General features: G+C 69.9%; 13 protein-coding genes. 9 read left to right on the top strand and 4 right to left on the bottom strand.

The window, feature by feature from the left end; genetic code table 11:
• Positions 1 to 63: 63 nt before the first annotated feature.
• Both ACIREI_RS16640 and ACIREI_RS16635 read left to right on the top strand, forming a co-directional pair.
• The gene (locus ACIREI_RS16640; RefSeq protein WP_403333222.1) at positions 64 to 498 is read left to right on the top strand and encodes a GNAT family N-acetyltransferase; all 435 of its coding nucleotides are present in this window, start codon (positions 64 to 66) and stop codon (positions 496 to 498) included.
• 172 nt (positions 499 to 670) lie between these two features.
• Positions 671 to 1,264, top strand: a complete 594-nt coding sequence (locus ACIREI_RS16635; RefSeq protein ID WP_403333220.1) for a histidine phosphatase family protein — start codon at positions 671 to 673, stop codon at positions 1,262 to 1,264.
• Here ACIREI_RS16635 and ACIREI_RS16630 read toward each other — a convergent pair.
• Positions 1,246 to 1,689 carry a DUF6314 family protein gene (locus ACIREI_RS16630; protein WP_403333218.1) on the bottom strand — a complete coding sequence of 148 codons (444 nt, stop codon included), beginning with the start codon at positions 1,687 to 1,689 and terminating at the stop codon, positions 1,246 to 1,248. The two genes, ACIREI_RS16635 and ACIREI_RS16630, sit on opposite strands and share 19 nt — an antisense overlap.
• A gap of 154 nt (positions 1,690 to 1,843) precedes the next feature.
• On the opposite strand from ACIREI_RS16630, the gene ACIREI_RS16625 reads away from it, so the two are divergent.
• A complete protein-coding gene (locus ACIREI_RS16625) occupies positions 1,844 to 4,327 on the top strand; it encodes an alpha-L-arabinofuranosidase C-terminal domain-containing protein (protein ID WP_403333216.1) in 2,484 nt (827 codons plus the stop codon).
• Positions 4,328 to 4,473: 146 nt separating this feature from the next.
• Complete coding sequence (locus tag ACIREI_RS16620; RefSeq protein WP_403333214.1) at positions 4,474 to 5,094, top strand: TOPRIM nucleotidyl transferase/hydrolase domain-containing protein; 621 nt, start codon at positions 4,474 to 4,476, stop codon at positions 5,092 to 5,094.
• Positions 5,095 to 5,412: 318 nt separating this feature from the next.
• Here the strand turns inward: ACIREI_RS16620 and ACIREI_RS16615 are convergent, their stop codons facing one another.
• Entirely contained in the window at positions 5,413 to 6,153 is a 741-nt protein-coding gene (locus ACIREI_RS16615) for a VOC family protein (protein WP_403333212.1), read from the bottom strand.
• Between the two features lie 108 nt (positions 6,154 to 6,261).
• On the opposite strand from ACIREI_RS16615, the gene argC reads away from it, so the two are divergent.
• The 5 genes from argC (at position 6,262) to ACIREI_RS16590 (ending at position 11,304) form a co-directional block, all read left to right on the top strand.
• Positions 6,262 to 7,290, top strand: a complete 1,029-nt coding sequence (gene argC, locus ACIREI_RS16610) for an N-acetyl-gamma-glutamyl-phosphate reductase (RefSeq protein ID WP_403333210.1) — start codon at positions 6,262 to 6,264, stop codon at positions 7,288 to 7,290.
• Positions 7,287 to 8,438 carry a bifunctional glutamate N-acetyltransferase/amino-acid acetyltransferase ArgJ gene (gene argJ, locus ACIREI_RS16605; protein ID WP_403333208.1) on the top strand — a complete coding sequence of 384 codons (1,152 nt, stop codon included), beginning with the start codon at positions 7,287 to 7,289 and terminating at the stop codon, positions 8,436 to 8,438. Before argC ends, argJ begins: the two co-directional genes overlap by 4 nt.
• A 163-nt stretch (positions 8,439 to 8,601) precedes the next feature.
• Positions 8,602 to 9,537 (top strand): acetylglutamate kinase, encoded by a 936-nt coding sequence (gene argB / locus ACIREI_RS16600; RefSeq protein ID WP_403333206.1) that lies wholly within the window; start codon positions 8,602 to 8,604, stop codon positions 9,535 to 9,537.
• The gene (locus ACIREI_RS16595) at positions 9,534 to 10,730 is read left to right on the top strand and encodes an acetylornithine transaminase (protein ID WP_403333204.1); all 1,197 of its coding nucleotides are present in this window, start codon (positions 9,534 to 9,536) and stop codon (positions 10,728 to 10,730) included. The genes argB and ACIREI_RS16595 overlap by 4 nt, the downstream gene beginning before the upstream one ends.
• Before the next feature lie 19 nt (positions 10,731 to 10,749).
• Entirely contained in the window at positions 10,750 to 11,304 is a 555-nt protein-coding gene (locus tag ACIREI_RS16590; RefSeq protein WP_403333202.1) for an arginine repressor, read from the top strand.
• Positions 11,305 to 11,379: 75 nt separating this feature from the next.
• Here the strand turns inward: ACIREI_RS16590 and ACIREI_RS16585 are convergent, their stop codons facing one another.
• On the bottom strand, positions 11,380 to 12,183 hold the full coding sequence (locus ACIREI_RS16585) for an FAD:protein FMN transferase (protein WP_403333200.1): 804 nt from the start codon (positions 12,181 to 12,183) through the stop codon (positions 11,380 to 11,382).
• Entirely contained in the window at positions 12,176 to 13,246 is a 1,071-nt protein-coding gene (locus tag ACIREI_RS16580; protein ID WP_403333198.1) for an FMN-binding protein, read from the bottom strand. Before ACIREI_RS16580 ends, ACIREI_RS16585 begins: the two co-directional genes overlap by 8 nt.
• Positions 13,247 to 13,286 lie beyond the last annotated feature (40 nt).

Genomic DNA, 13,286 nt, shown 5'->3' with positions numbered 1-13,286 from the left:
AATGCCCCGCCCACCAGGGAAAACCGCTCGACTCCGGCGCCGTCGTCCTGCGAATCTCGTCGCATGACCGACACCCCGCCCCTCGCCGACGGCTACGAGATCTCTACCGACCCCCACCGCATCGACGCCGAGCGCGTGCACCGGTGGCTGTCCACCGACGCCTACTGGGCGCTCGGGCGGGCGCGGGAGAAGCAGGACCGGGCGATCGGGGGTTCGCTGAACTTCGGGGTGTACGACACGGTTTCGGGGGAGCAGGTGGCGTATGCCCGGGTCGTCACCGACCGGGCGACCTTCGCGTGGCTGTGTGATGTGTACGTCGACCCGTCGGTGCGCGGCAAGGGGATCGGGACGGCGCTCGTCGGCGCCGTACGCGAGGAGCTGCTGCCGTACCGGCTGAAGCGGATGCTGCTCGCCACGCATGACGCGCACGGGGTCTACGAGAAGCTCGGGTTCGCGCCGCTGGAGAAGCCGGACCAATGGATGGCGCTCTACTTCTAATTGCCGCTCGGCCGCGTCTCCTTGCCTGCGGCGGCTGTACTTGAATGTCCAACAGCCGTTTTCCCGCGACTTGTCCGCCTGATCCTGACCCCGCAGTAAGGTTTCGTCCACCCTCGGTCACGTCTGCACAACACCTCTTGACCTGCGCACTTTCGCGACACACCATCGCCGCATGTCGCTTCGGGTCACGTTCGTCGCCGCCGCGCGCAGCTCCCCGCTGCTCGCCGAGCGCTTCGAGGACGACCGGCCGCTGGACCAGGCCGGCTGGGACGAGGTGCAGCGCGTCGCGCACGGCCTGCTGCCGCTGGCGGCGGCCGAGCTGCGCTACTGCTCGCCGACCCCGCGCAGTCGCGCCACCGGCGACGCCCTCGGCTACTCCCCGTTGGTGCAACTCGCCCTGCGCGACTGTGACATGGGCCGCTGGCGCGGGCTCACGCTCGGCGAGGCGATGGCCCGGGAACCCGAGGCGGTGGACGCCTGGCTGGCCGACCCGCGCGGCACACCGCACGGCGGCGAGTCGCTGCTCGCGTTCATCGCCCGCGTCGGCGGCTGGCTGGACACCCGGCCCGTGGAGGACGGCGGCCGTATCGTCGCCGTGGCCGAACCGTCCGTGATCCGTGCCGCCCTGGTGTACGCGCTGAAGGCACCGCCCGCCACGTACTGGAACATCGACGTACGCCCGCTGTCCACGACCACCGTGACCGGCCGCGCGGGCCGCTGGTACCTCCGCCTCGACGGAGCGCCGGCTCAGCCCTCGCGGGCGTAGTCGGTGGTGAGGACGAGGTCCTTGGCCGGCCCGCGCACCCGCCACACCGTCCGCCAGTGGTCCTCGTCGAGGACGGTGAACTCGCCCCGGTAGAGGTCCGCCGAGCACGGGTGATCGGCGGTGTACCGTCCGGACGTCAGGTCCAGGTCGTGGAAGGGCCGCCCGTCGGCGAACCGTACGTCCGCCGTGCCGCGCCCGGCGCCCGGCAGGAAACGCAGCGTCCGCTCGGCGGGACGGGGCACGCCCTGCCAGACGAACGTGCCCGACTCGTGGTGCAGCAGTCCGCCGCCCTCCAGCGGGCCGAAGACCGTCGTGCCGGAGAACTCCCCGGCCGCCCCGCTCGCGAGGTCCCGTACGGACCGCTCGACCCGCCAACTCCCGGCCAGATACGTCAGTACATCCGGTACTGGCCAGAACTCGCCCATCCGTCCCTCACTTCCAGCCCTTTCGGTTCTTTCGGCCCTTCCGACACTTTCGATTCCGCGCGACCCGTTGACGCGCCCGGATCCCCTCCCTATCTTGCCGTTCGAAGTGCTGATCAACGTCTGATATTTCGAACATCGAGCCGCCGGAGTATCCATGCCACGCACGCGCACCCGTTGGAGACTGGGGCTGACGGCGACCGCCTTCATGGTGGCCGCCGGTCTGGTCCCGGCCCCCGCCCACGCCGAGGACGTCACCGACTACGCCATCACCGTCGACCCCGCCACCAAGGGCGCGAAGATCGACGACACGATGTACGGCGTCTTCTTCGAGGACATCAACCGGGCCGCGGACGGCGGTCTGTACGCCGAACTCGTGCAGAACCGGTCCTTCGAGTACTCCACGGACGACAACCGGTCGTACACGCCGCTCACCTCCTGGACGGTCGACGGCACCGCACAGGTCCTGAACGACGCCGGCCGGCTCAACGAGCGCAACCGCAACTACCTTTCCCTGGGCGCCGGTTCGTCCGTCACGAACGCGGGCTACAACACCGGCGTCCGAGTCGAGGCGGGCAAGAAGTACGACTTCTCGGTGTGGGCCCGCGCCGAGAGCGGTACGACCCTGACCGTCTCGTTGCAGGACGCCGACGGCGCTCTCGCCACCGCTCGCCAAGTGGCCGTGACCAAGAGCGGCTGGGCCAAGTACACCGCCACCTTCACCGCGACCCGCACCAGCAGCGACGGCCGCCTCACCGTCGGCTCCTCCGCCGCGGCCGCCCTCGACATGGTGTCCCTGTTCCCGCGCGACACCTACAAGAACCAGGCCAACGGCCTGCGCAAGGACCTCGCCGAGAAGGTCGCGGCCCTCAAGCCCGGCTTCCTGCGCTTCCCCGGCGGCTGCCTGGTCAACACGGGCTCCATGGAGGACTACAGCGAGTCCTCGAACTGGCAGCGCAAGCGCTCCTACCAGTGGAAGGACACCATCGGCCCGGTCGAGGAGCGCGCCACCAACGCCAACTTCTGGGGCTACAACCAGTCCTACGGCCTCGGCTACTACGAGTACTTCCGCTTCGCCGAGGACATCGGCGCCATGCCGCTGCCCGTCGTACCGGCCCTGGTGACCGGCTGCGGCCAGAACAAGGCCGTCGACGACGAGGCCCTGCTCAAGCGGCACATCCAGGACGCCCTCGACCTCATCGAGTTCGCCAACGGTCCGGTGACCTCCACCTGGGGCAAGAAGCGCGCCCAGATGGGCCACCCGAAGCCGTTCCACCTCACGCACATCGGGGTCGGCAACGAGGAGAACCTGCCGGTCGAGTTCATGGCCCGGTTCAAGCAGTTCCGCGCCGCCATCGAGGCGAAGTACCCCGACATCACGGTCGTGTCCAACTCCGGTCCGGACGACGCCGGTCAGACCTTCGACACGGCCTGGCAGCTCAACCGTGAGAACAAGGTCGACATGGTCGACGAGCACTACTACAACAGCCCGCAGTGGTTCCTGCAGAACAACGACCGCTACGACTCCTACGACCGCAGCGGCCCGAAGGTCTTCCTCGGCGAGTACGCCTCCTGGGGCAACGCCTTCAAGAACGGCCTCGCCGAAGCCGCGTTCATGACCGGCCTGGAGCGCAACGCGGACGTCGTCAAACTCGCCTCGTACGCACCGCTGTACGCCAACGAGGACTATGTGCAGTGGAGCCCGGACATGGTGTGGTTCAACAACCACGCCTCCTGGAACTCCGCCAACTACGAGGTCCAGAAGCTGTTCATGAACAACGTCGGCGACCGGGTGGTGCCCTCGAAGGCGACCGGAACGCCGTCGCTGATGGGCCCCATCACCGGTGCGGTCGGCCTGTCGACGTGGGCGACCAGCGCGGCGTACGACGATGTGAAGGTCACGGACGCCGACGGGAAGACGCTGCTCAGCGACGACTTCTCCGGTGACGCCGCGAAGTGGACGCACACCGGCGGCGGCAGCTGGAGCATCCAGGACGGGCAGTACGTCCAGACGGACGCGGCCGCGGAGAACACGATGGTCTCGGCCGGCGACCCGACCTGGCACGACTACGACCTGCACGCGAAGGCCACCAAGAAGTCCGGCAAGGAGGGCTTCCTCGTCGCCTTCGGCGTCAAGGACACCGGCAACTACTACTGGTGGAACCTGGGCGGCTGGAACAACACCCAGTCCGCCGTCGAGCAGGCCGTGGACGGCGGAAAGTCGACGCTGATCTCCAAGGCCGGGACGATCGAGACGGGCCGCACCTACGACATCGACATCAAGGTGCGCGGCCGCCAGGTCACCCTGTACCTCGACGGCCAGGAGTGGGGCAGCTTCACCGACGACAAGCCGGCCGAGCCGTTCCGCCAGGTCGTCACCAAGGACGCCAAGACGGGTGACCTGATCGTCAAGGTCGTCAACGCCCAGTCGTCGGCGGCCCGCACCGCGATCGACCTGGGTGGCGCGAAGGTCGCGTCCAAGGCCCGGGTGACGACCCTGTCCGCCGACCCGAACGCCGTGAACAGCGAGACCGAGACGCCGGTCGCGCCGGTGACCTCCACCTTCTCGGGGGTCACGGACAAGTTCACGTACACCTTCCCGGCGAACTCGATCACCTTCCTGCGGATCAAGCAGAGGTAGCCGGTTCCGGCGCGGGCCGCTGTCCGAGGGGCAGCGGCCCGCGCCTTCGCGTGCGGACGACAGCACGCCGCCCGGGCGCCCGGCAGGTCGCGCGGGGGCGTCGAAAAGTGCGTGCCGTGTCGTCGGGGGAGGGGCAGACTCGCTCCATGGCGGACATGCGAGCGTTCCGTGACGAGCTCCGTGGCTGGGCGGCCGGCGGTCCCGGCGGGGCGGCGAGCGACCTGGCCGTGCGGCTGGAGGTGCGGACGGCGGTGCTGCTGGAAGGGCCGAGCGACCTCGCGGCCGTGGAGGCACTGGCCGCACGGCGTGGCCGGGACCTGGCCGCCGAGGGGGTGTGCGTCGTGCCGATGGGCGGGGCGATGAGCGTCGGCCGCTACGCCGGACTCCTCGGGCCGTCCGGCCTCGGCCTGCGCCTGGCGGGACTGTGCGACGAGGGCGAGCGGCGCTTCTACGACCGCGCCCTGAAGCGGGCCCGGGCGGCCTCGCACTCGGCGTTCTTCGTGTGCGTGCGGGACCTCGAGGACGAGCTGATCCGCGCGCTCGGTACGGCAAGGGTCGAGGAGATCGTCCGGACCGAGGGTGACCTGCGCGCCTGGCAGACCTTCCTGCGCCAGCCCGCACAGCACGGCAGGCCCCGGCAGCAGCAGTTGCGGCGCTTCCTCGGCACGAAGAAGGGCCGCAAGATCCGCTACGGCCACCTCCTCGTCGAGGCCCTGGAGCCCGAACAGGCACCGGCGCCCCTCGACGACCTCCTTGCGAGTCTGTGACGCGGCAGGAGCACGGGGGCCAGTCGCCACCCGAGTGGTCGCTGCACGGCCCGCCGGCGCTCACCTCGGTGAGCGGCCGACGCCCCGGCATCGGTGCGCTTCGCCTACGCCCAGGTGTACCGACACTTCCCACCAGGTGCGCCTCACGGTCACCGACAACGGCGTCGGTATTCCGGCCGACGGTGGCACCACGTCGGCGTGGTGCGTGCCGGTGCCGGCCGAGCAGGAACCGGTGTGAGCGAGCACCTCGGCCGGCCTCACTCGCCGAGCAGCGGGCACCTGCCCTGCCGTTTGTTGGGATCACCCACCCCGGACCCGTCAGGACAGGGCGAGGACGCAGAACTCGTGGCCCTCCGGGTCGGCGAGGACCGTCCACGGCACGTCGCCCTGGCCGAGGTCGAGGTCGGTGGCGCCGAGGGCGCGCAGCCGGGCCACCTCCGCCGCCTTGTCGTCGCCGGGGTAGGGCAGGAGGTCGAGATGGACGCGGTCCGGCACGGTCTTCACGTCGGGCGTGCGGACGAACTCGAGAAACGGGCCGACACCCTTGGCGGAGCGCAACACAGCCTGATCGTCGGTCACCTCGTGCAGGGCCCAGTCCGTCGCCTCACCCCAGAACCGGGCCATGGCCCGCGGATCGGCGCAGTCGACCACCACCGCGGCGATCGGCCCGGTGTCCCGGTAGATCTCCCGAGGCTCCAGCACGCAGAACTCGTTGCCCTCCGGATCGGCGAGGACCGTCCACGGCATGTCGCCCTGGCCCACGTGGGCGGGCGTCGCACCGAGCGCCTTCAGGCGGGCGACCAACTCCGCCTGGTGGGCCGCCGAGGTGGTGGCAAGATCGAGGTGCACACGGTTCTTCGTCGCCGTCTTGGGTTCCGGGACGGGAACGACGTCGATGCCGACGGCGACCGGGTCCGGCCAGACGAGGCCGCCGGAGGGTCCGACGTAGGTGGTCACGCCCGGGCTGTAAGCACTCCAGCCGAGCGCCTCCGCCCAGAACCGTCCGACCGCCGAGTGATCAAGAGCCTTTATGTTCACCATCACAGGTCGCAGTGCCACGTCGGCGATCCTATGCGTCTGCTGCGCAATGGGGCTGTATACCCACTCGACGCGATTGCATAAACGTGCAGCGAAACGTATAGTCATGCCGTCTAAGAGGAGGTTTCCATGGCGGTACGTGCGGCAGTGGCCGGAGCGAGTGGATATGCGGGCGGGGAACTGCTGCGTCTGCTCCTGGCACACCCCGGGATCGAGATCGGCGCCCTGACCGGTAACTCGAACGCCGGCCAGCGGCTCGGTGCGCTCCAGCCGCACCTGCTGCCCCTCGCCGACCGCGTTCTCCAGGAGACCGCGGCCGAGGTGCTGGCCGGCCACGACATCGTCTTCCTCGCCCTGCCCCACGGTCAGTCCGCCGCCGTGGCCGAGCAGCTCGGCCCGGACGTCCTGGTCGTCGACATGGGCGCCGACTTCCGGCTGAAGGACGCCGGCGACTGGGAGGCCTTCTACGGCTCCCCGCACGCCGGCACCTGGCCGTACGGCCTCCCCGAACTGCCGGGTGGCCGCGCCGCGCTGGAGGGGTCCAAGCGCATCGCGGTACCCGGCTGCTACCCGACCGCCGTCTCGCTCGCCCTCTTCCCGGCCTACGCCGCCTCTCTCGCCGAGCCCGAGGCCGTGATCGTCGCCGCCTCCGGCACCTCCGGCGCGGGCAAGGCGCCCAAGCCGAACCTGCTGGGCAGCGAGGTCATGGGCTCCATGTCGCCGTACGGCGTCGGCGGCGGCCACCGGCACACGCCCGAGATGATCCAGAACCTCAGCGCGGCGGCCGGGGAAACCGTGAGTGTCTCCTTCACGCCGACCCTCGCGCCGATGCCCCGCGGCATCCTCGCCACGTGCAGCGCGACCGCGCGCCCCGGAGTCACGGCGGACTCCGTCCGCGCCGCCTACGAGAAGGCCTTCGCCGACGAGCCCTTCGTCCACCTCCTCCCGGAGGGACAGTGGCCCGCCACGGCGTCCGTCTACGGTTCGAACGCCGTTCAGGTGCAGGTCGCGTACGACGCCGCCGCGAACCGCATCATCGCGATCAGCGCCATCGACAACCTGACCAAAGGCACCGCGGGCGGTGCCGTCCAGAGCATGAACATCGCCCTGGGTCTCGACGAGACCACCGGCCTTACGACGATCGGAGTCGCGCCGTGAGTGTGACGGCAGCAAAGGGATTCACGGCCGCGGGCATCGCGGCCGGAATCAAGGAGAACGGCAACCCGGACCTGGCCCTCGTGGTCAACACCGGGCCCCGCCGATCCGCCGCGGGCGTCTTCACCTCCAACCGCGTCAAGGCCGCACCGGTGCTGTGGTCCGAGCAGGTCCTCAAGAGCGGTCAGGTCTCCGCCGTCGTCCTCAACTCCGGTGGCGCCAACGCCTGTACGGGATCCAAGGGCTTCCAGGACACCCACGCCACCGCCGAGAAGGTGGCCGAGGTACTCGGCCGCGGCGCCATCGAGATCGCCGTGTGCTCGACCGGCCTCATCGGCGTGCTGCTGCCCATGGACAAGCTGCTCCCGGGCGTCGAGACCGCCGCGGCCCAGCTCTCCGAGCACGGCGGCGAGAAGGCCGCCATCGCCATCAAGACCACCGACACCGTCCACAAGACGTCCGTCGTGACGAAGGACGGCTGGACCGTCGGCGGGATGGCGAAGGGCGCCGGCATGCTCGCGCCCGGCCTCGCCACCATGCTCGTCGTCCTCACCACCGACGCCGCCCTCGACAGCGACGTTCTGGACAAGGCCCTGCGCGCCGCCACCAAGGTCACCTTCGACCGCGTCGACTCCGACGGCTGCATGTCCACCAACGACACCGTGCTGCTGCTCGCCTCCGGCGCCGCCGAAGTCACCCCGGAATACGAGGAGTTCGCCGAGGCCGTACGGGCCGTCTGCGACGACCTCGGGCAGCAGCTGATCCGCGACGCCGAGGGCGCCAGCAAGGACATCAAGGTCGAGGTGATCAACGCCGCGACCGAGGACGACGCCGTCGAGGTGGGCCGCTCCATCGCCCGCAACAACCTCCTCAAGTGCGCCATCCACGGCGAGGACCCCAACTGGGGCCGCGTCCTCTCCGCGATCGGCACGACGTCCGCCGCCTTCGAACCGGACCGGCTCAACGTCGCCATCAACGGCGTCTGGGTGTGCAAGAACGGCGGCGTCGGCGAGGACCGCGACAAGGTCGACATGCGCTACCGCGAGGTGCACATTGTGGCGGACCTCGCGGCAGGCGATGAGTCTGCGACGATCTGGACCAACGACCTGACGGCCGACTACGTCCACGAGAACAGCGCGTACTCCTCTTGACGTGCCCGCTTGGTTGTCGCGGGTCCTCGTCGTCGCCGACGAGGGTTCCTGTTTCACAGGCGGCCGCTCGCCCTCGGACGAGTCCGGGGTAAGTCTTACGCCGCCTCCGCAGGCCAGCACCGCCCGCCCGGCGGCTGATCCGAGATCCTTTCGAAAGTCGGTTATGACGGTCAATCACTCAGAAGAGGGAAAGTCCCCGACCCGTAAGCACACCGCCCTCCCCAAGGCACAGATCCTCATCGAGGCGCTGCCGTGGCTGGTCCGCCACAACGGCAAGACCGTCGTCATCAAGTTCGGCGGCAACGCCATGATCGACGAGGACCTGAAGGCCGCGTTCGCTCAGGACGTCGTGTTCCTGCACCACGCGGGCCTCAAGCCGGTCGTCGTGCACGGCGGCGGCCCGCAGATCAGCGCCGCCCTCGACCAGCACGGCATCGTCAGTGAGTTCAAGGCGGGCCTGCGCGTCACCACCGAGGACGCCATGGACGTCGTACGGATGGTGCTGGCCGGGCAGGTGCAGCGCGAGCTCGTCGGACTGCTCAACCAGCACGGCCCGCTCGCCGTCGGCCTGACGGGCGAGGACGCGCACACCATCACCGCCACCAAGCACCAGCCCGAGATCGACGGCGAGCTCGTCGACATCGGGCGGGTGGGCGAGATCACCGCGATCGACACGGGCGCGATCGAGGCCCTGCTCGCCGATGGCCGCATCCCGGTCGTCTCGTCGATCGCCCGCAGCCAGGACGACGGACATGTCTACAACGTCAATGCTGATACGGCGGCTGCGGCACTCGCTGCTGCGCTGGGCGCCGAAACCCTCATGGTCCTCACCGACGTCGAGGGCCTCTACGAGGATTGGCCGAACAGCGACGAGGTGATCAGCCGCCTCACCGCTTCCCAACTGGAGAAGCTGCTGCCGGAGTTGAGCTCCGGCATGGTGCCGAAGATGGAGGGCTGCCTGCACGCCGTACGCAACGGCGTCACCACCGCCCGCGTCATCGACGGCCGGGTCCAGCACTCGATCCTGCTGGAGATCTTCACCGACGAAGGCATCGGCACGATGGTCGTGCCGGACGCGCAAGAGGGGGATGCCGGATGACCGAGACGGCGGCGAACGCGGAGCTCACCCAGCGGTGGCAGGGCTCGCTCATGAACAACTACGGCACCCCGCGGCTCCCTCTCGTCCGTGGTGAGGGGCTCAAGGTCTGGGATGCCGACGGGAAGCAGTACACCGACTTCGTCGGCGGCATCGCGACCAACGCGCTCGGCCACGCGCACCCCGCGATCGTCGAGGCCGTGAGCGAGCAGATCGCGTCCCTCGGTCACGTCTCCAACCTCTTCATGGCGGAGCCGACGATCGCCCTCGCCGAACGGCTGCTCCAGCTCTTCGGCCGCGACGGCAAGGTCTTCTTCTGCAACTCGGGCGCCGAGGCCAACGAGGCCGCGTTCAAGATCGGCCGGCTGACCGGACGGACCCACGTCGTCGCCACCGAGGGCGGTTTCCACGGCCGCACCATGGGTGCCCTCGCGCTCACCGGCCAGCCGGCCAAGCAGGAGCCGTTCCTGCCGCTGCCCGGTGACGTCACGCATGTGCCGTACGGCGACGCGCAGGCGCTGGCCGCGGCGGTGACCGAGGAGACGGCCCTGGTGATCATCGAGCCGGTGCAGGGCGAGAACGGCGTCGTGGTGCCGCCGGCCGGCTATCTGAAGGCCGCGCGGGCGATCACCGCCGCCAACGGCTCGCTGCTCGTCCTCGACGAGGTGCAGACCGGCATGGGCCGTACCGGGCACTGGTTCGCGTACCAGGCCCACGAGGGCGTCCTGCCCGACGTCGTCACGCTCGCCAAGCAGCTCGGCGGCGGGCTGCCGCTGGGTGCGACGGTCGCCTTCGGGCGGGCCGCGGAGCTGCTGCAGCCCGGCCAGCACGGGACGACCTTCGGCGGCAACCCGGTCGCGTGTGCCGCCGGACTGGCGGTTGTGGACACGATCGCGAACGACGGGTTGCTGGAGAACGTCAAGCGGCAGAGCGAGAAGTTGCGCGACGGGATCGAGGCGCTGGGCCACCCGTTGATCGACTATGTCCGGGGCGCGGGACTCCTCCTGGGTATCGTGCTCACCGAGCCGCACGCCGCCGAGGTGCAGCAGGCGGCTCAGGACGCCGGTTTCCTGGTGAACGCGCCCGCCCCCGATGTCGTACGGCTGATGCCGCCGCTGAACCTCGGTGACGACGAAGTGGAGGCGCTTCTTCAGGCGCTGCCCGGCATCCTTGACGTGGCCAACGGGGACGGATGATCCGGGGAATGAGACGACGATGAGTCAGGCGCAGGACCACGAGCACAACGGGGCCGCCGGGCCTGCCGTGCCGCAGACGCGCACCGCCCGCCACCGCCGGATCGTGGACATCCTCAACCGGCAACCCGTGCGGTCGCAGAGCCAATTGGCGAAGCTGCTCGCCGACGACGGGTTGAGCGTCACGCAGGCGACGCTCTCCCGGGATCTGGACGAGCTCAATGCGGTGAAGATCCGTAACAACGAGGGCGATCTGATCTACGCGGTGCCCAGTGAGGGGGGGTTTCGGACTCCCCGTGCGCCGCTGGGGGAGTCGGCCAAGGAGGAGCGGATGCGGCGGTTGTCGCAGGAGCTGCTCATCTCCGCGGAGGCTTCCGCGAATCTCGTGGTCCTGCGGACCCCTCCGGGGGCGGCGCAGTTCCTCGCCTCGGCCATTGATCAGGCCGAGTTGCAGGACATTCTGGGGACGATTGCCGGTGACGACACGTTGCTGCTGATCAGCCGGAATCCCACGGGGGGGCAGGCCTTGGCGGATCACTTGTTGCGGTTGGCTCAGAACGGGCACCAGTCGCCGTAGGGGTGGTTGTTGGTTGTTGGCTGCCGGTGGTCTGTGGCTGGTCGCGCAGTTCCCCGCGCCCCTGGGTTGGGTGACTCACCCGAGCCGAGATGCCAGGCCCCCTGTGCATCTCACCTCGTCGCCCGCCGTGATCAGCAGGGCCTCCACGTCGGGCAGCGACTCCAGCCAACGCAAACCCTGCCTCGACCCCATGGCAAAAGCCGCTGTCGCCCAACAGTCCGCCCAGGTCAGGCTGGGGGCTACCACCGTCACCGCCACCAGGTCCGTCACGGCGGAACGGCCCGTGCGGGGGTCGACGATGTGGGCGCCCCGCTCCGCCGTGCCGGATGTGGCCACCGCCAGTTCGTCCAGACCGGCGGCGGAGACGACGGCCGCGAGGCCACCCGGGCGGAGAGGATCGGAGACGCCGACCCGCCAGGGGCGCTGTGCCCCCGGCACGCCCAGCAACTGCACGTCGCCGCCGCCGTTGACGCTGACGCCGCTCACGCCGGGGACCTGCGCCAGGCGGCGGGCCGCGCGTTCGACGGACCAGCCCTTGACGATGCCGGTCGGATCGACGCTGCCCTCGTACGACGTGCTGAACCAGCCCTCGCTGAGGCGCTCCGCCTCGGCGCCCAGTTCGAGCACCTCGGCGACCTCCGGATCGCACCGCTCGACGGTCAGCTCACCGCGCGCCAGCAGGGAGACCTGGCTGTCGTCGCGGTAGGTGCTGAACACCTCGTCGACCCGGTGCAGTCCGGCGACCGCCTCTTCCAGTGCCGCCTCGACGGCACCGGGTTCCCCGCCGCGGACGTCGAAGGAGAAGACCGTCCCCATGACCTCCTCCGCATGACGTACCGCGGCGGGAGCTTCCGTAGGTTCCGCCACCGTGTCAGCCACCGGCCTGGTCCAGGGCCGACTGGAGGGATTCCTTGTAGCCGGCGCTGGTGTACGTGGCTCCGGAGACGGCGTCGATGTCGGCGCTGCCGGCTGCTACGGCGGCTTGGTTGAGTTTGGGTACGGCGTTGGCGGTGACCTGGTCGCTCTGGCCGCCCTTGGGTGCCTGGACGGTCTCGGCCTTGGTGATCTTTCCGCCGCTGACGGTGATCCGGACCTGGACCGGTCCGTACTGGGTCTGCGAGACGCTGCCGGTGATGGTGCGGGCCTGGGCGGCGCCCGACCCCTGGGCGCCCGCCGAGCCCTGCGAGGAACCGGCACTCGCCTGCGCCTTGTCGAGGGCCGACTGGAGGGATTCCTTGTAGCCGGCGCTGGTGTACGTGGCTCCGGAGACGGCGTCGATGTCGGCGGTCCCGGCTGCTACGGCGGCTTGGTTGAGTTTGGGTACGGCGTTGGCGGTGACCTGGTCGCTCTGGCCGCCCTTGGGTGCCTGGACGGTCTCGGCCTTGGTGATCTTTCCGCCGCTGACCGTGATCCGGACCTGGACCGCGCCGTACTGGGTCTGGACGGCATCGCCGGTGACCGTGGCCGCCTGGGCGGCGCCCGAACTCTGCGAACCGCCGCTCGCCTTGGCCTTGTCCACCGCCGACTGGAGGGACTTTTTGTAGCCGGCGCTGGTGTACGTCGCTCCCGACACCGCGTCGATGTCGGCGCTCTGCGCGGCGATCGCCGCCTGGTTGAGCCTGGGTACGGCGTTCGCGGTGATCTGGTCGCTCTGGCCGCCCTTGGGTGCCTGGACGGCCTCCGCCTTGGTGATCTTCCCGCCCGCAACGGTGAGCCGCACCTGCACGGCCCCGTACTGGGTCTGTGCCGCGTCACCGGTGAAGTTGCCGGTTCCGGCCGCCTGGGCGCCGCCCTGTGGCGCCGCCGCCGCGGGTGGTGCCGTGCCGCCCGCCGCCGCGGAGGCCGGGTCGGTCGCCGGCTTCAGCGACAGCAGCAGCACGATCCCGGACACGGTGGCCGCGCCGGCCAGCACGACACGCCGGATGGGGTGACTCTTCCTCATGGCTCCTACAGCTCCTGAAGTCCGAAGTCTGGTGTGTGAC

It is taken from the genome of Streptomyces sp. NPDC093591 (assembly GCF_044764885.1).
Classification (GTDB): domain Bacteria; phylum Actinomycetota; class Actinomycetes; order Streptomycetales; family Streptomycetaceae; genus Streptomyces.
Note: the sequence above shows the minus strand (reverse complement) of the source record. Positions and strands in the feature narration are given on the sequence as shown.

Bases quoted from the DNA above. Each gene is read 5' to 3' on its own strand.
- ACIREI_RS16635 (WP_403333220.1), top strand. From the start codon at position 671: ATGTCGCTTCGGGTCACGTTCGTCGCCGCCGCGCGCAGCTCCCCGCTG.
- ACIREI_RS16590 (WP_403333202.1), top strand. From the start codon at position 10,750: ATGAGTCAGGCGCAGGACCACGAGCACAACGGGGCCGCCGGGCCTGCC.
- ACIREI_RS16620 (WP_403333214.1), top strand. From the start codon at position 4,474: ATGGCGGACATGCGAGCGTTCCGTGACGAGCTCCGTGGCTGGGCGGCC.
- argB (WP_403333206.1), top strand. From the start codon at position 8,602: ATGACGGTCAATCACTCAGAAGAGGGAAAGTCCCCGACCCGTAAGCAC.
- argC (WP_403333210.1), top strand. From the start codon at position 6,262: ATGGCGGTACGTGCGGCAGTGGCCGGAGCGAGTGGATATGCGGGCGGG.
- ACIREI_RS16625 (WP_403333216.1), top strand. From the start codon at position 1,844: ATGCCACGCACGCGCACCCGTTGGAGACTGGGGCTGACGGCGACCGCC.
- ACIREI_RS16580 (WP_403333198.1), bottom strand. From the start codon at position 13,246: ATGAGGAAGAGTCACCCCATCCGGCGTGTCGTGCTGGCCGGCGCGGCC.
- ACIREI_RS16595 (WP_403333204.1), top strand. From the start codon at position 9,534: ATGACCGAGACGGCGGCGAACGCGGAGCTCACCCAGCGGTGGCAGGGC.
- ACIREI_RS16640 (WP_403333222.1), top strand. From the start codon at position 64: ATGACCGACACCCCGCCCCTCGCCGACGGCTACGAGATCTCTACCGAC.
- ACIREI_RS16630 (WP_403333218.1), bottom strand. From the start codon at position 1,689: ATGGGCGAGTTCTGGCCAGTACCGGATGTACTGACGTATCTGGCCGGG.